General features: G+C 40.3%; 11 protein-coding genes, 1 pseudogene and 1 riboswitch. Of the genes and pseudogenes, 1 reads left to right on the top strand and 11 read right to left on the bottom strand.

Annotation, left to right across the window (positions count from 1 at the left end):
- Positions 1-221: 221 nt before the first annotated feature.
- A riboswitch (cyclic di-GMP riboswitch) is annotated at positions 222-312 on the bottom strand.
- A gap of 78 nt (positions 313-390) precedes the next feature.
- The 9 genes from LKD48_RS02935 to LKD48_RS02895 form a co-directional block, all read right to left on the bottom strand.
- Positions 391-1362 carry a hypothetical protein gene (locus LKD48_RS02935; RefSeq protein ID WP_308731142.1) on the bottom strand — a complete coding sequence of 324 codons (972 nt, stop codon included), beginning with the start codon at positions 1360-1362 and terminating at the stop codon, positions 391-393.
- A 300-nt stretch (positions 1363-1662) separates the two neighbouring features.
- A complete protein-coding gene (gene hemZ / locus LKD48_RS02930) occupies positions 1663-3165 on the bottom strand; it encodes a coproporphyrinogen dehydrogenase HemZ (RefSeq protein WP_308731141.1) in 1503 nt (500 codons plus the stop codon).
- Positions 3166-3193: 28 nt separating this feature from the next.
- Positions 3194-3823 carry an MBL fold metallo-hydrolase gene (locus tag LKD48_RS02925; protein ID WP_308731140.1) on the bottom strand — a complete coding sequence of 210 codons (630 nt, stop codon included), beginning with the start codon at positions 3821-3823 and terminating at the stop codon, positions 3194-3196.
- Between the two features lie 133 nt (positions 3824-3956).
- Complete coding sequence (locus LKD48_RS02920) at positions 3957-6236, bottom strand: RelA/SpoT family protein (protein WP_308731139.1); 2280 nt, start codon at positions 6234-6236, stop codon at positions 3957-3959.
- Positions 6237-6287: 51 nt separating this feature from the next.
- Positions 6288-7124 (bottom strand): sugar phosphate isomerase/epimerase family protein, encoded by an 837-nt coding sequence (locus tag LKD48_RS02915; RefSeq protein WP_066561625.1) that lies wholly within the window; start codon positions 7122-7124, stop codon positions 6288-6290.
- A gap of 126 nt (positions 7125-7250) precedes the next feature.
- Complete coding sequence (recJ, locus tag LKD48_RS02910) at positions 7251-9038, bottom strand: single-stranded-DNA-specific exonuclease RecJ (RefSeq protein WP_308731138.1); 1788 nt, start codon at positions 9036-9038, stop codon at positions 7251-7253.
- Between the two features lie 48 nt (positions 9039-9086).
- The gene (locus tag LKD48_RS02905; protein ID WP_308731137.1) at positions 9087-10613 is read right to left on the bottom strand and encodes a Y-family DNA polymerase; all 1527 of its coding nucleotides are present in this window, start codon (positions 10611-10613) and stop codon (positions 9087-9089) included.
- A 1-nt stretch (position 10614) separates the two neighbouring features.
- The gene (locus tag LKD48_RS02900) at positions 10615-10860 is read right to left on the bottom strand and encodes a hypothetical protein (RefSeq protein WP_308731136.1); all 246 of its coding nucleotides are present in this window, start codon (positions 10858-10860) and stop codon (positions 10615-10617) included.
- Between the two features lie 137 nt (positions 10861-10997).
- On the bottom strand, positions 10998-12710 hold the full coding sequence (locus tag LKD48_RS02895) for an ABC transporter ATP-binding protein (protein WP_308731135.1): 1713 nt from the start codon (positions 12708-12710) through the stop codon (positions 10998-11000).
- Between the two features lie 294 nt (positions 12711-13004).
- On the opposite strand from LKD48_RS02895, the gene LKD48_RS02890 reads away from it, so the two are divergent.
- A complete protein-coding gene (locus LKD48_RS02890) occupies positions 13005-13412 on the top strand; it encodes a hypothetical protein (protein ID WP_308731134.1) in 408 nt (135 codons plus the stop codon).
- Positions 13413-13523: 111 nt separating this feature from the next.
- Here the strand turns inward: LKD48_RS02890 and LKD48_RS02885 are convergent.
- A pseudogene (locus LKD48_RS02885) lies at positions 13524-14435 on the bottom strand (ABC transporter ATP-binding protein).
- A complete protein-coding gene (locus tag LKD48_RS02880; protein ID WP_308731133.1) occupies positions 14435-16819 on the bottom strand; it encodes a hypothetical protein in 2385 nt (794 codons plus the stop codon). The pseudogene LKD48_RS02885 and the gene LKD48_RS02880 overlap by 1 nt, the downstream one beginning before the upstream one ends.
- Between the last annotated feature and the right edge of the window lie 50 nt (positions 16820-16869).

Below are 16869 nucleotides of genomic sequence, written 5' to 3'. Positions count from 1 at the left end.
CTGCTTTCCCCATTCTTCATCCTGCTTTTTTCTGTATACCGATACAGAGAACTTGTCCCTGCCAGTTCTCTTATATATTTTTGCATACAAAAAGGACACTTGCCAAAATCTGCCAGTGTCCCTACTATATTTCTCTAAAATCACACATCTATATAGTATAAAAGGTATAGGAATCTCTTCTGTTCAAACATCTTTTCCATATATTATGATGATATGGAAACAATGGCAACCGGCTGACATGGTCAAACTTTCTGACTTTAGTCCCTTCTGGCTTTGCGTCCCTGCTTTTCAGCAGGTTTGCTTTTGATTTTCCAAAATAAAATACCACGAAGTTATTTATATGTCAATACTGTTAAATAAAAAATCTGTATGTTTTTATCGAATTAAACTTTATTCTGTCTCTATGTTTTCCGCTGGAATCTTTTCTAACGTGAGAATAAGCTGTCCAGTTCCGTCTGGGTATTCACGAACTTCTGCACAATTCACTTCTGAAAACGCTTTGTCCTGATACGAAACTTCCTGTATAATTTCAAAATACCAAGCGGTATAATCTGGTATCTCCACTGACTGACCTTCTCCATACCAACCTTCGTTTTGAATTTCAGTTACAACGTCTGTTTCGCCTAATTCATACTTTCCTTCTAAGCACCATAGCCCGTCTTCTGAGAAATGAAGCGTTACTTCCATATCATTTCCATAAATATTATAAAGATCCTGCAATGTTAATGTACTTATATTCATTCCACTTAACTGCGGTGCCTCCATTCCCCACAGCAGACCCTCGATTGGAAATGCGCCTTTTCCAAGTTCTCCGTTGTTCTCACCAATCTGAACATAAGAAAGTTCTTCCTGAGAACCATATTGATATCCTGTATACTCACTATAACAATCTGAAGTAATCTCATGTGTAATTTCTGATATATGCAATACATGCATTGTCTCAAACATCATATCTCTCGACTCGTTTTCCGAATCAAACTTATAAGTTAATGTATTCCATTCTGATCCAAGTACAACGGTTTCATTCTCATCCTTTGCCAATACACTGTTTACGGTAAAAGCAACCGTTGCTTTTTCTACCTTAAATCCACAGCTTTCCATCCACTGGCTAAGTGCTGCTATTCGCTGCTGCTGTTCCTCTTTCATCCAACCATCCACTACTGTATTCCCGTAAAAATTTTCCGCTCTGTTCTGGAAATACTGATTTAAAACTGCCTCATCCTCTGCATCTAACTGAAGCTGAGCTTTTATCTGTGTGCTATTTTCATACGTATTAGAAGCGAATGCACTCATCTGAACAGCTAGCATACTGATAATCATAACTAATACTCCAAATAAACCTCTTTCTGAAATTTTTCTCATAGGCGCTCCTTTCTGGTCGTTAAAACCATGATATGTTCATTTCACCATCACTTTTCTTGATTTCATTATAATGTAGTCAATATATTTTGTCAATAGTTTTGTATTGTTCGTACATTTTTTTGTAAATTATCTTATTTTTCTAACAATTTTGTTGCTTTCTATTTTATTTGTTGCGCTTAACGCTGTACTGCTCATACTGTACCTCCTTAACCTTTTTAAAATTTTTAATAATAACAGAAATTAAAAAAGACGAATCCACTCATTGAATCAATGAATGAATTCGTCCTAACGTAGACTCGATCAATCAGACCTCTTTTCGTCCGCAAAAAGCCTCTTTTTACGCTCGATCATCTCGTCTGTTTTTTCCAGATAAGTCTTGATATCCTTGACATTTTCGCATCTTTCGATCCTGCCGTTTGGATATACCGCCTTTGTGATGGCCCCTGCACCAAGTGCTACGATTGTCTGCATTTCTTCCATGATTAAGATGTTGTAGATTCCCTCTTTTCCTGGCTTTGCATATCCGACATTTTCCATATTTCCTGTCATGTTTTTCTGGCGGTACAGATAATACGGCTTCATACCCATTTCCTCTGCGGCATCTTGTGTCAGCTCCATCGTACTTTCAGAATTAACACTCTTCATACCTGCGTATTCTTCCTTCTGAGTATTTAATCTTGCAGCACGCTTAATGGCCAGGGAGTGAACCGTCAAATTGTCTGGTCCTAGTTTTTTGATTTCTTCCAACGTATTCTCAACATCTTCTTTTGTCTCCTGCGGCAGTCCAACAATGATGTCCATGTTAATATTATCAAAGCCTTCTTCTCTTGCAAGCAAAAAGGCATCCTTTACCTGTAAAACTGTATGTCTTCGGCCAATCAGTTCTAGTGTCTCGTCTTTCATTGTCTGTGGGTTGATACTTATACGTGTGACAGGATGACACTTTATTGTCTTAAGTTTTTCACGTGTGATGCTGTCTGGACGTCCTGCCTCAACTGTCCACTCCTGAAGGAAAGACAAATTAAAGGAGTTCTCAATCTTTGATAGAAGGCGTTCTAACTGATCTGGCTCTAATGTGGTCGGCGTACCTCCACCGATATATATTGTGTTTAGCTTCTTATCTTTAAAAGCCTCTGCCACATATTCAATCTCTTTTTCAATTGAATCAAGATATGCATCTACACGATCACCAAATCGGCTCACTGGATATGATGTGAATGAGCAGTACGCACATGTTGTCGGACAAAATGCAATTCCGACATACAAACTATATCCATCCTTATAGTCCAGACAATCAAGCAACTTAATTTCTCTCTTTGCAATATCAAGACTAAGCATAGTCTTTTCCTCACCGCAAAGCATCTGATTTTTCATGTAGTCTATGCATTCCTCATCAGAAGCACCTTCCATCAGCATAGTTCTTGCAATCTTTGTCGGTCGGATACCTGTCAGTGTTCCCCATGGAAGCTCTTTTTTTGTAAGCTTAGAGAGTAGACAATACAGCATACATTTTGCCTTTGTTTTAGTGTCCTTTCGATCTGACAATTCACATTCACATGCATCATCAAGCAATGTGCCATCCTGCACAAGCTCCATTGTCATCTTCTTTTTAGTGTTATCCTCGTTTGCTAAACACTGTGTTTCTGCACAATCACTCATACACACACGAAGAAACAAATCACCCTCTGCACACGCATATTCCTTTGTTTCAATTCTTTTAATTGCCCGTCCCGGATAAAATGCCATGAACAGGCTTCGAATATCGTTATCTAATGCATCGCATTCCAAATAAAAATAAATCATATCGTTTCCTTTGCTTTCCTTTTACTTTTTATCGCATTCCTGCTGCCGGATTGTGTGTTTTTTCATAACCTATCGAGGTCGCCTGTCCATGACCCGGATATACATCTGTCTCATCTGGCAGTACAAATAGCTTTTTCCCAAGAGAACGAATCAGTGAAAACATACTTCCGCCAGGAAAATCTGTTCTTCCATAGCTCTCGAAAAACAACGTATCTCCCGCAAACAACACATGTTCCTTTTCTATATAATAGCACACACCACCTAGTGTATGACCTGGTGTTTCAATCACGGTAATCTTCATTCCTGCAATCTCAATTTTTTGATTGTCAACAACAAACTCATCTGCCTTCATAGTAAAGCCCTCAGCCCACATCGCAGAAAGATTTTTCTCGGCATCTGCTAAAAGCTCCTCTTCATGAATGCCGGCGTATACAGGAATCTGATAATATTCCTTCACTTTCTTTGCTGCCATGATGTGGTCAAAATGACCGTGTGTCAAAAGTACTGCCTCTGGCTTTATTTCATAACGGCTGCACACGCGAATGATTTTATCTGCCTGTTCACCTGGATCCACCAAAAAGCCGCGTTTGCTTTCTTCATCCCATGCCAAATAGCAATTTGTCCCCATTTGACCTACCATAATTGTCTCTATTCTCATGAAAATACCTGACCTTTTCTTCTTAATTTTATAATTGATGCCTACGAATTGCTCCGTTGCGATGCAATTCTCGCAATTCTAAAAACAGGCAGGGCCAATACCCTGCCTGCAATCTGTGCATAACATCATTGTTTTATCCATTAGAACGTTCAATATCAATTACGCTGTTAACTGCCATCAGGCGATTGATAAGCTGCTGCAGAGCATCTACACCACCAACTTCAAATGACATGTTGATAGTTGCCGTTCCCTGCTTACTTGTCTTAGAACTCATGGAAGCAATGTCAATCTCTCGCTCTGTAAAAATCTTAGAGATATCTGCAAAAATACCAATACGATTGTTACAGAAGATCTTGATCTCTGCCATAAACTTCTCATTAGAATGGAAGCTTTCCTGCTGCCACTCAACATCGACAAGACGTGACTTTTCAGACTCTGGAAGCGCTATGACATTTACACAGTCTGTACGGTGAATAGAAATACCGCGTCCTCTTGTAATAAAGCCAACAATCTCATCACCTGGAACTGGTGAACAGCATCTTGAAAAACGAACATTAACATCAACAACACCATTGACTAAAACGCCGTTTGTGCTGCGAATCTTGACTGGCTTATTCTTATTATTTTCAATTACAGACGCCAAAACCTGCTCATCTGTCGGTGCTTTCTTCTTAGATTCCTGATAAAGATCAATCAGCTTGTTTACAATCTGGCCTTCCTTAAGTCCGCCGTGTCCTACTGCTGCCAAAATAGAATCCCAATCACGGAAGCCATATTTTGTGATAACCTTCTTTGTAAACTCCGGTTTTGTAAGATCACTGATCTCAAACCCCTTGCCCTTGGCACAGCTGGCAACAAGCTCTTTTCCTCTGGTGATATTTCCAGCTCGTCCTTCCTGCTTGAACCACTGATTAATCTTATTTTTAGCCTGTGTACTCTTTGCGATATTTAACCAGTCACGGCTAGGTCCTTTGACATTCTGAGAAGTGAAAATCTCTATTCGATCACCATTTTGAATCTTATAATCAAGAGGAACCATCTTGCCATTAACTGCCGCCTGCTTCATGCGGTTTCCTACTGCTGAGTGAATGCTGTAAGCAAAGTCAATCGGTGTAGATCCAGCCGGAAGATTCTTTACATCACCCTGCGGTGTAAAGCAGTATACATTATCCGAGAATAAATCAAGATCATTTTTTACCATGCTGATAAATTCTTTATTATCGGAAACATCCTTCTGCCATTCAAGAATCTGACGAAGCCAAGAAAGCTTTGCCTCTTCATCACGCACTGTAGTGTCTCCCGAACCGCGCTCCTTGTATTTCCAGTGTGCTGCGATACCATATTCAGCAGTGCGATGCATCTCAAAGGTACGAATCTGAATCTCAAACGGCTGACCATTCTTTGCAATCAGAGTCGTATGAAGTGACTGATACATATTTGGCTTTGGCATTGCAATGTAATCCTTAAAACGAACCGTAATAGGATGATACATTTCATGAATAACACCAAGTGCGGCATAACAGTCCTTTACTGTATCAACAATAATACGAACTGCAAAAATATCATAGATCTGATCAAGTGTTTTATCCTGATTTACCATTTTTTTATAGATGCTAAACAGATGTTTAACACGACCTGAAATCTCAGCCTTAATTTCAGCCTCCTCAAGCTTGACCGCAACCTCAGATTTGATTTCATCTATAAAACGCTCGCGCGCATCCTGCGTGCTGTAAATCTTTTCTGTCAGTTCCTTATAGACATCAGGGTGCAGATACATAAGAGACAAATCGTCAAGCTCTGTCTTGATTTTAGAAATACCAAGACGTGATGCAAGCGGCGAATAGATCTCAAGTGTTTCTCTTGCCTTTTGTTTCTGCGTCTCTGGCTTCCAGAACTGACCTGTACGCATATTGTGCAGACGGTCTGCAAGCTTTACCATGATAACACGGATATCCTTTGCCATAGCAAGAAACATCTTTCTAAGATTTTCTGCCTGGATCTCAATCTTATCCATATCCCAGTTGATCTGCGTCAGCTTTGTTACGCCATCTACCAAAAATGCGATTTCTTCTCCGAAAAGCCCGATCAATTCTTTTAGAGTCATCGGGGTGTCCTCTAAGACATCATGAAGAAGTCCTGCCGCAATACTTTCCTTATCAAGTTCTAGCTCTGCTAATATAATTGCTACGCAAAGTGGATGGATGATATACGGCTCTCCGGAGCGTCTGCGCTGATCTCCGTGCGAATTTAGTGCAACCTCATAAGCCTTGCGGATCAGTGACAGATCATCCGATGGATGATACTTTCTGACACTATCCTCCAATTCTTTATATAATTCATCCGGCGATGTAAAATTAGCCGGTGCCTTAACCGAAGGTTTTGGCGGGATTAATCCTTCTTCTTCTGGATTCATATCAGACACCTCTTTTCCTCATTTCAACTCAACATATTTATTCGTTGAAAATTATAAGCTTGCGTACTTTTCTTCCATAAACTGTCTTGCCTGCTGTGCATTGGATGGATTTGTATCCTCTAACAGCACGTGAATATGCGGCTTATGCTCCTTGATATAGCGAAGCAAAAATTCATAGTCCATCTGACCTGTTCCGCATGCGCAGCTTAACAGCTTGCCATTTTCGATCTTGAAATCCTTTGCATGGATCGTTGCAATATCTGGTCCAAGAATCTCAACAAACTCTTTAAAAATTGCCGGATACTCCTGATAATTGGACTCATCAAGCAAATTCACTGGATCAAAGATGATCTGAAGATTCGGAGAATCAATCGCATCAAGAACCTTTCTTGCACGCTTTGCATTGTTTACAATATGTCGGCATACTGGCTCAATTGCAACAATTACACCAAGCTTTTCTGCATATTCCACAACAGGACGCAAATTCTTAATAAAAATCTCAAGTGCTTCCTCAGTAAATGAAAATGGCTCTGTGCGATACTCGGTATTACATGCACCTGTCTCTGTTCCAACTACACCTGCTCCAAGAAGACTCGCAAATACAATATGTCTCTTGTAAGTGTCGATAGTATCCTTTAATGCAGCCTCATCAGGAGTTGCCAGATTCTGGTAGCAGCCAAGAACTGCAACATCTACTTTGTTCTCTGCAAAGACTTCCTTCATGTACAATGCCATACCAGGAGTTAAAACCTCCTTTTTTGTTGGAAACTCATGAACTGCCTTCGGTACTGCTAACTGACAGCAATGCATTCCCTCATTGTGTATTTCCTTTACAAGCCCTTCAAAGGTATCTGCCTTTACATCATGGGCACGAATTCCGATTCTCATACAATTCTCCCTTCGCGTTTCGCTACTTTTTTGATACTAGGGTTAAAAGCTGCAAAACCTTATCGTGCAAGCACGAGCAGGTTTTGTAGCTTTTAACCCTAGTATTATGTGATTTCTTAATTATACTCAATTTAACGAAACTCTGCAATAGTTTTGTATCACGATTTGAAGGCTTCTTTTCCCTTGAAATTCGTTAATTTGTGGATAATACGTCACACCAATATCAATTGTATTGCGCATTCCCCTAAGAGCCGCCGCTACATTGTCACGCCCATATTCATCTTCAAGAAAATCAAAGAACACATCTGTGTCCCCAAAATAAAGCGCATCCATAATAATGCCTTCTGGTCCCATAACAGACATTTTTACAACATTTCTATTCTTTCCGATACGTGAGAGACGAAGCACAGACAAATGCTGCTGGGCAAACAATGGCTTTTCATTGGCTCGTCCAAATGGCTCTAGCTTTTCAAGATCAGCAATGACTTCTTCACTGATATAACCAAGCGGCATCGCAGCATCAATCATGACAAGCGGCATAAGCTGCGTTTGTGTAAGCGTACATCTCGCATTTAAACCGTCTCGCAAAATCTCTAAATTTTTCTTTTCCATTGTAAGACCAGCTGCCATCTTATGACCGCCAAAGCGAAGAAATAAGTTCCTAAATGCACTTAGTTCTGTAAACATATCATAATCATCAATACTTCTGCCAGAAGCCTTAATCTGCCCTTCTTCTGATGCATCAGTAAAGACAAGCACAGGACGATAGTAACGTTCACGAAGACGTCCTGCAATTATGCCGGCTACACTCTCATGACAATCTTTTATGTAAACAAGATATACATGCTCATCCTTCCACGTTGCATGCTCAATAAGCTCTACTGCGCGCTCTGTTCCGACTCGCGTTAATTCCTTTCGCTCCTCATTCATTGCCCACAGCTCACCAGCTAAGGCAAGTGCCTGATCATATTCCTTTGATTCAAGAAGCGCCAATGCATGAACAATCGTATCTAGTCGTCCTGCTGCATTAAAACATGGTCCTAAGATAAATCCAATATGATAGGCACGCACCTGCTCTGGTGATATGCCACACACCTCCATCAATGCACGAAGACCTATATGGTTTGTATGATTAAGATATGAAAGACCTTTTCTGACTAGAATACGGTTTTCCCCGACAAGCTCCATAACATCAGCCACAGTAGCAATCGCCGTATATTGTAAAAAAATCTCCTGACGGCTCATTGTGCGCTTCATTCTGCGAAACAGCAGTGTCATAAGCTGGTAGGCTACACCTGTTCCACAAAGACTTTTAAACGGATATGCACAGTCTTCCTGCTTTGGATCAACAATGGCATCAGCCTTCGGCAAAAGATATATCTTTTTTCCATCATGCTCCTCAAATGGAACCTCATGATGATCTGTCACAATAACTGTCATGCCAAGTTTTTTTGCTTCATCAATTGCCTCAAATGCTGCAATTCCATTATCGCATGTTAAAAGTACACTTGCTCCATTTGCATTTGCTTCCTCAACGATACGACTATTTACACCATAACCTTCCATTACTCGGTTTGGCGTAAAGATTGCTGCGCGACCGCCAAGTTCTATAATAGCTTCTTTTAACAAAAGACCGGAGAAAATTCCATCATTATCAAAATCACTTGAGATTGCAATCAGTTCGTTGTTCGCAATCGCAGCCTCAAGCAAAGACGCGGCCTTATCTGCATCCTTCATAAGCGCAGGGTCACTTAGATAATCTAAATCTCCCTTTAAATAGCTTTCAATCTCCTCTTTTGTCTCAACACCTCGGTTTCTCATAATCCTTGCCGTTACCTGATTGATGCCGTATGCTTTGCTGATGGCTGCAAAATCTGCCTTTTTTGCGTACAGACGCCAGCGTTCCTTCTTCATAAATTTATTCCTTTCACTAATTCATTTTTCATAATGCGTTTTTACTGACTACGCTTTATGACCACCAATCTGCTCATTTCTCTCCTTTGCAGTTGCGCCGTCAAGCAGATTCATTCCTTTTAAAATCGCATTTTTTCCAAATTTCTTTTTAATCTGCAGCATTGCCTGCTGCATTTTCTTTTCCTTATCTAGCGCGGCTTTTTCTTCCTGTTCTTTTTTTTCTAATGCTTCATAATCTGTAAATAAATCAAGCTGCTGAGGCTTTTTTCTAGTCGGCTCTGAACCCTCTGGCACTACATGATTTGCTGTCAGACTAAGACGTCTCACAAGAAGATTTTTATCAATAATTGTATCGTAAAGCTTCAATACTGTCTCGGTTGCTAACTTTGCTGACGATGTAAATCGTCCGATATTGGCACTGCCATGTGCGCTTTTTGGAATCTGTCTTCCATACCTATCTGTAACAATATCACCATGATACTGCTCACGGCGTTTTGGATCTGTTAGATTTTCAATATCATAGCCAATCGTTAAAACCATCTGATCAGTAACAAGACCTTTATCTACAAGCTGCAGCAAAAGCTGATCAGTCATTTCTTTTACAATCAAACGCGTTTTCTCTGCAGTATATGGGCAATGAAGCACCTGACCGTTCTCTATGCTGCTTGACTGCGGACGATATGCCTTAATATGAGCAATCGTGCATGGCTCCCAGCCCCATGCATGATCAATTATAAGCTCTGCATTAACGCCAAAAAGTCGGTACAGCAATTCTTCATTATGGAACTGATTAATCTTACCAACAGAACACCTTGCCACATCTCCCATTGTAAACATTCCATTTTGTTCAAGCTTTTTTGCTGTCTGAGGTCCTATCCGCCAAAAATCAGTAAGAGGGCGATGATCCCACAGCTTTTGTCTATAACTTTTTTCTGTAAGCATAGCAATTCTCACGCCATCACTATCTGCCGTAATGTGCTTTGCCTCGATATCCATTGCAATTTTAGCCAGATAAAGATTTGTTCCGATCCCTGCAGTTGCTGTAATTTTTGTTGTCTTTAATACATCTTTTATCATTTGGCCTGCAAACTCATAAGCATTAAGCCCTGTCAAAATCAGATACTGCGTGATATCGACAAATACCTCATCAATTGAGTACGCATGTATATCCTCAGGTGCCACATATTTTAAATAAATATTATAAATTTTTGTGCTGTACTCCATATATTTTGCCATACGCGGCGGTGCAATAATATAGTCAATCTGATACTCAGGGTGCAAATCAAGCTCTTTTGCATTGCTTGAAGATCCTTCAAATAATCTTTTTGGTGCTTGGAAACGTCTTCTAGCATTTGCCTGTTTTAACATCTGCACAACCTCAAAAAGCCTTGCTCGTCCTCCTATGCCGTACTTTTTCAACGACGGAGATACTGCAAGGCAAATGGTTTTTTCAGTAAGTGCAGCATCCGCCACAACAAGATTTGTGCAAAGTGGGTCAAGACCACGCTCAACGCATTCAACCGATGCGAAGAATGATTTTAAGTCAATGCAAAGATATGTTTTATTTTCAGCCATTTTAGTCATTATACTGCTCCATTTCAATATACGCTTCTGTTTGCTGTATTGATTTTTTCACCGTTTCTGTTACTGCTTCATCATACCCTCTAAGTGCAGCATATGCGCCAAACTGTGCAGCACGATCCGACAGCGCCATCTGTGGGTGACGCTTCGAGACATGGTGTGGAAGATCTATGATATCAGCATATTGGCTGGCATATCTGCTGGCTCGTTGATCCACTTGATTTTTTTCTACTTGATTCATTTGATCGTTACTTGAAATCAATAGCTTTGCCTCCAGTCTTTGCATTGATGTCCAAAGTATAGCACTCTTTCTCGTGTCCGTCAAAGAATTGTTTGCCATTTTTAATGGTACAAGACCTTGATCTTATCTATTCTCCTCTATTTATTGGTTATTTTCATCATTGCTTGCATCTTCGCAAAATTTCCATTTTGTTCTAGCAATCTCTGATAGGTACCACTCTCTGCAATTCCACCATTTTCTATGTAATAAATTGCAGAAAATCCATCCATATACGAATCAAATATATCATGTGTAATCATAATTACGGTACATGACAGCGACAATATAAGCTTTACCATCTCATCGGTTGTCTCAATATCAAGAGAGGATGTCATCTCATCAATCAGAAGCGTATCACAATCACGAATAAGCGCCCGCGCAACTGCTATTCGTTTCTTTTGTCCTCCAGAAATATTTCCACCGCCCTCTGCCAACTCTGTGTTAATTCCATCTGGCAAAGAACTTACAAGTTCGGTCAACCCAACCTTTTCGATTGCAGACCATACTTCCTCATCCGAACAGTTTCTGCCAAGACAGATATTATTTCGCACGGTATCCGCAAAAATAAATGGCTCCTGTGGTATATACCCAACACTTGAGTAAAATGTTGCGTCACTTAATGTTTTTAGATCTTCGTTGTTTATCGAAATCCTACCTCGGTAATTTAAATAAAAACGTCCGATCAGCTTCATAATTGTGCTCTTACCACTTCCACTGGCACCAACAATCGCAACTTTCTCGCCTTTTTTAATGGTTAAATTTACGTCTTTTAAAACATCAGACTCCCCGTAGCCAAAAGAAAGCTTCTTTATATCTATCGAAGTTATTTCGATATTTTTCTTTTCCATCTGATTTGAAGTTTTCTGGGCAAGCAACTCATCAATACGATCTTTTAAGGCTCTTGCAGACTTAACAGACTGATAGGAATTTGCGGTTTGCCGAAATGGAGAAATAATAAAATTTAAAAGACCATTTGCTGTGATCAGATAGCTTACCGTCAATTTTCCCTGAACAACAAGCATTGCACCTGCAACCATAATTACAAAACCTGGTATCCATGTAATCAGTGACGTAATAATTGTCGCTACCGTTTCCGTTTGCTTCATGTCAAAATCTTTTTGCATATTGTCATCGGAAACCCTCTGCATCTTTTGAAATAAAAAGCTATGCTTTCCACATGTGAGCAAAGTCTCTGTACCATGCAGCATTTCATTGATTTTTGAGCAAACCGTATTGTATGACTTTGCATACTCACTTTTTGTTTTTCTAAGCTTATCTGCAAATAACCTTGGACCAATAAAAGGAAAGCAAACCATAACCAAAGACACGATCAATAATGCCGGTGAAATCACAGCCATATATACGACTGCTACAAGTCCCATGCTTCCCCACATTGCCATATTAAAAAGGCCAAAATAATAATCATCACATACAATCTTTAAGTCATTTGTATATGCAGACTGCCAGTCTTCCATCGGCAGCACATGAATCTGGCTTAACGACATATTCTTTAAATTCTCGCACAAAACACCACGTATTTCGGATACAGAACGTGTTGCCATCCGATTAAACGTGTTTCTGACAATATACTCGCAGATATGACTCATGGCAACTACCGCCGCACCAATCAAAACGGAGACAAAGATTGCTTTAATGGAAGGAGAATCAATCAACCACTGCGCGACAAAAGATTTTAATGGTGCAAATATCGCCAATAAAATCATCGAAAAGGCAGTTATAATATTTTGCTTTTCGTTGTTCATTAGAATCTTGTCGATTTGAGAGATTTTATTTTTCGTGTTCTTTTTCATGTGCTTCCTTGTCTCCTTCTCCTTACACCTCAACATGTCATCTCACATGTCTTTTATTTTAAAATTATTATATTGTTGCCAGTAAGTTTTGTCAATAACTTCGTATCTTTTGTACATTTTCTATGCATCTATTTCGTAACTTAAAAATCGAAAAAATACACCCGTAACTTTTCCATTTTTTAATATTGCTTTTGACATACGCCTATTTTTGCGTTAAAATACAGATACCATTATTTATCAAGCATTCTTGAATTCTTGATTTTAGGATTTTTATTTGTCTTAAGGAGGTCTTTTATGCCAATTAAAATGCCACAAAAGGAATTAGACGTTTTGTCGTTGCTGCTTCGTTCCGAACAGCCAATGACAATTTCAGATATTGTTGCTATGAATCCAGACTACACGATCAACATGATCAAGCCAATTATTCGCAAGCTATCGAAACTTGAAATGGTCGAGGTCGCCGGAATCGTCTATCGGGGAACCTCTATCGCCAGAACCTTCAAACCAACCAAAACAGCTCATCTTGTTCTTCAAGATATTTTCCAACAGGAGTACCAGTCTTTCCGTGAGCTTTTTACGGATAACTCACTCTTGATATCTTTGGTAAAATCTGAATTTACAAAAAATCCAGAGAAGGAAGAAATTGATCGACTGGAAAGTATATTGGAAAACTTTAAGAAGAAGACTTCTGGGGGGGTATAAAATCTGGTCCATAGATGCGTTACTACAGAAATCGCAGATGCATTTTGCATTTAAAGTTCTGTAAAAAATATCAGGTCAAAATGAATCGGTCTGTTATTTTTTTCTATATTTTCAATTTTTATAAAGCTTATTATCTGCTTCCATTCGATATAAATATACATCTTCCAGTGTTGGGACAACCACCTTTTGCGTACCCCATCCAAATTGAAGCTGTTGTTCCTTCATCTGCTCACTTTCTGCGATTACGCGCACCAGAAGACCTTCCTTTGCGATATTCACATTGCTGACAAGAAGCACCTGTTCCAGCTGACTTAATTGATCCGACCGAATAATTACTTCCCAAACAAGCCCATCCATTTGTTCCACCAACTTTTCCGGTGTCTCTTTCTCCAACAATTTTCCGCCTCGCAGAAACAAGATTTCCTTTGCGATACATTCCACATCGCTGACTACATGCGTTGCGATCAGCACTATCTTATTCTCGGAAATGCTGCTGATATAGTTACGAATACGGATACGCTCTTTCGGGTCTAGACCTGCCGTTGGCTCATCCAGTATCAAAATCTGCGGTTCGTTTAGTAATGCCTGCGCAAGCAACACACGCTGCTTCATACCGCCAGAAAATCCGCCCAGTTTTCGATTTCTTGCCTTAGTCAGATTTACAACTTCAAGCAATTCCTCAATTCGTTTCCTTGACTCCTTTGCCTTCAGTCCTTTTAATGATGCAAAATAGCGCAAAAATTCTAGCGCAGAAAAACGATCATATAGACCCTGCTGTTGTGGCATGTAACCAAGCACATCACGGTAAGAAGCGCCCATTTTGGTCGCGCTAATACCGTTTACCAATATTTCACCCTCATCCGGCTATAAATTTTGCGTAATCAGGTTCATTAAGGTCGATTTTCCAGCCCCATTTGGTCCAAGTAAACCATAAACGCCCGGCTCAAGCGCTGCCGAAAAATGATCGAGCGCTATTTTTCCTTTTTCATAGCTTTTTGTCAGATTTTTTAATTCCAGTTTCATCATCTTGCTCTCCTTTTTCTCTGATATGCGCGCCACGCGCCTGCTGTAAAAACAGATGCCACTGCTACAAGCAAAATTAGATATCCAATCTGTTCCCCAAAGCCTTGTTTCAATGTCTGCGTTCCAAACAGAAATACCTTTGCAAGCCAAAGATCAAATATGTTTGACAACCCTGCTCCACTAATTACTACTGGAAGAACAAACAGTACAGCTCCCACTAACACCGCATACAGCCGGTTCTTCATCCGCACAGAAATCGACAAAAAACTAACCGCTGCACAGACCACACCCATCATCTGCATCACCGACGTCCACACCAAATATCCACGCACGGACAACTGTACATCTATTACTTGCGCCTGACGAATGCTTTGTAGCGGAACCTTCCATAAAGAAAAGTCATACATCTTTGATGCGGAAAACAAATGAATCACAGTAAATCCACCTGACACGATACATGCAATCACGACGCCCAACACATATTTTGCTACAAACAGCGGACGCCGTCCATTTTTCGTACAGAGAAGCATATTTTGCATCTCATTTTTGCGCTCTCCCGGGAAAATACCACTCAGTAATACGATTACTGCAAAAAGCAATACAGCGCCTCGATACTGATCCATACTGGCATTTTCAAACAGGTAACGCCCAATACTGTCATCCGTGAAAAACAGCTGAAGATCATGTGCTTCGCTCCAATTTACCAATGTATCTGCCTGTTCAATTGCACGCGTCAGTCCTGCTTCATTTTGCAGCATATGATCAATCATCGCACTAATTGACGCATACTGCTCGTTTGAAACTTCCTTTTTCTTCCATTTTTCAGTTAATTCGGCCTGACGCTGCCTTAGCTTATCAAATTGCTCCTTTTCCTGCTGCAATGCTTCTATCAGCGTCTGGTCTGCAATCCCCTCATATTTTTTCGCATATTCATGGTAAATTTTCTCGGTCTGCCCTACTGTCACTGGTGTTGTTCGCATACCGTATACCAAAAGGATTGCCACTATTATCATCATCCACACTATGCCATTTTTTATCAGCTGTTTTCGCCATTCCTGACCGACTACACTGGATGGATACCAGAGTCGTTCCCTTGCGGCTTCAATCCACTTTTGAATTTGCCCTGATGCGACTCTTAGCTTTCCCGGAATCCGTCTTCCTAGAAGACCACTGTCTGCTACACAGCCAATTACCACTACAAGCTGAAAGCAGCTATTCGCTGTCAACGCATTCACCGGTTTTCCGAACAAATTTATATTCCAATAACTTTCATATAATTGCGAACTCAAAAACCAGGCAACTGGATTTAAAAAATGAATCCACGAGTTTGCTGCGATCTCCGATACCTTCCAATAGCCCACAGCGCACAGCACCGCGCAAATACCGACTACCGCCAACACCGTCATTGTCGAATAAACCGATAAGAATAAGCATAGCATGAATGCCGTCAAGACAAGCACTGCAATTAAATGTCTCAGATAATAGTCGAGCAGATAGCCGCCCACTGTCAGTTGTCTTGCACTTTCATTTAATAAATTGACAGACTGCATCGGACGATTTAAATTTCCCATTCCATACAGCTTCCACGCGATTGCAACTTGACTCCCATACATAACAATTCCAAAAAGTAAAACCGCTGTCAGCGCTGTTGCAAATTTGGCAACAATCAGATAGCCATGTCCACGTCTACAGCTTCTAAGCAACCCAAACATATCATATGTGCGATCCTGAGATACCAAGACAATACAAATACCGAGTGCCAGTAAAATAAGAATTACTGATGAGATTTGTTCCTCCATCAGTGCTTCCACGCCCCAGTTCATACCAATTTCAAGTTTCGTTCCCTGTAGCTTTGCAAAATCTTCTACCGTCTTTTTGCCCTGTGCTTCCGCATACGGACGTCCTTCATAAAACGAACTGTCCTTCATCTGTTTATACTGTGCCTGAATGGATTCCAAATACGCCTGATACCCGCTGACATTTTGATATTGTTCAAGAAGTTCTGATATTACCTGTATTTTTGTCGTAAGCGCCAGTGGATTCTCCTCATATCCAGCCTGTCGATATTCGTCCAAGATATTTGGATTCTCCTCCACAAGCCCTTGCAGAAACCCCTCATCCACTTCCCCATTCAACGCAATCTGCACAAACTGAAAATTAGAAAGCATATTTAGCTGATCAGTCAAACATTCCTGTGCCTGCTCATTTGTCATATTCGCGGTTTCTTTCTGATACTTTGCAAAAAGAGGAACCGCTGCCACACAATCTTTCTTCTCTGTATACTGAGTATTAAGAAATAGACCAACATCTACAAAAATAAGCAATATCGCAATTCCGATCAACCATCTTTGACGCAGAAGCTTTTTCCATTCCGCTCTTATCATTTTTCTCCATCACCTCTCTGCCCTTGTAATCCATAATCAAACACCTACCA

Source organism: Anthropogastromicrobium aceti, assembly GCF_020687335.1.
Classification (GTDB): domain Bacteria; phylum Bacillota; class Clostridia; order Lachnospirales; family Lachnospiraceae; genus Anthropogastromicrobium; species Anthropogastromicrobium aceti.
This window is presented reverse-complemented; position numbering and strand designations above follow the sequence as displayed.

What these genes read in the sequence shown, in the direction of transcription:
- LKD48_RS02935 (WP_308731142.1), bottom strand. Translation starts at nt 1,362, where the DNA reads ATGAGAAAAATTTCAGAAAGAGGTTTATTTGGAGTATTAGTTATGATT.
- hemZ (WP_308731141.1), bottom strand. Translation starts at nt 3,165, where the DNA reads ATGATTTATTTTTATTTGGAATGCGATGCATTAGATAACGATATTCGA.
- LKD48_RS02925 (WP_308731140.1), bottom strand. Translation starts at nt 3,823, where the DNA reads ATGAGAATAGAGACAATTATGGTAGGTCAAATGGGGACAAATTGCTAT.
- LKD48_RS02920 (WP_308731139.1), bottom strand. Translation starts at nt 6,236, where the DNA reads ATGAATCCAGAAGAAGAAGGATTAATCCCGCCAAAACCTTCGGTTAAG.
- LKD48_RS02915 (WP_066561625.1), bottom strand. Translation starts at nt 7,124, where the DNA reads ATGAGAATCGGAATTCGTGCCCATGATGTAAAGGCAGATACCTTTGAA.
- recJ (WP_308731138.1), bottom strand. Translation starts at nt 9,038, where the DNA reads ATGAAGAAGGAACGCTGGCGTCTGTACGCAAAAAAGGCAGATTTTGCA.
- LKD48_RS02905 (WP_308731137.1), bottom strand. Translation starts at nt 10,613, where the DNA reads ATGGCTGAAAATAAAACATATCTTTGCATTGACTTAAAATCATTCTTC.
- LKD48_RS02900 (WP_308731136.1), bottom strand. Translation starts at nt 10,860, where the DNA reads ATGAATCAAGTAGAAAAAAATCAAGTGGATCAACGAGCCAGCAGATAT.
- LKD48_RS02895 (WP_308731135.1), bottom strand. Translation starts at nt 12,710, where the DNA reads ATGAAAAAGAACACGAAAAATAAAATCTCTCAAATCGACAAGATTCTA.
- LKD48_RS02890 (WP_308731134.1), top strand. Translation starts at nt 13,005, where the DNA reads ATGCCAATTAAAATGCCACAAAAGGAATTAGACGTTTTGTCGTTGCTG.
- LKD48_RS02880 (WP_308731133.1), bottom strand. Translation starts at nt 16,819, where the DNA reads ATGATAAGAGCGGAATGGAAAAAGCTTCTGCGTCAAAGATGGTTGATC.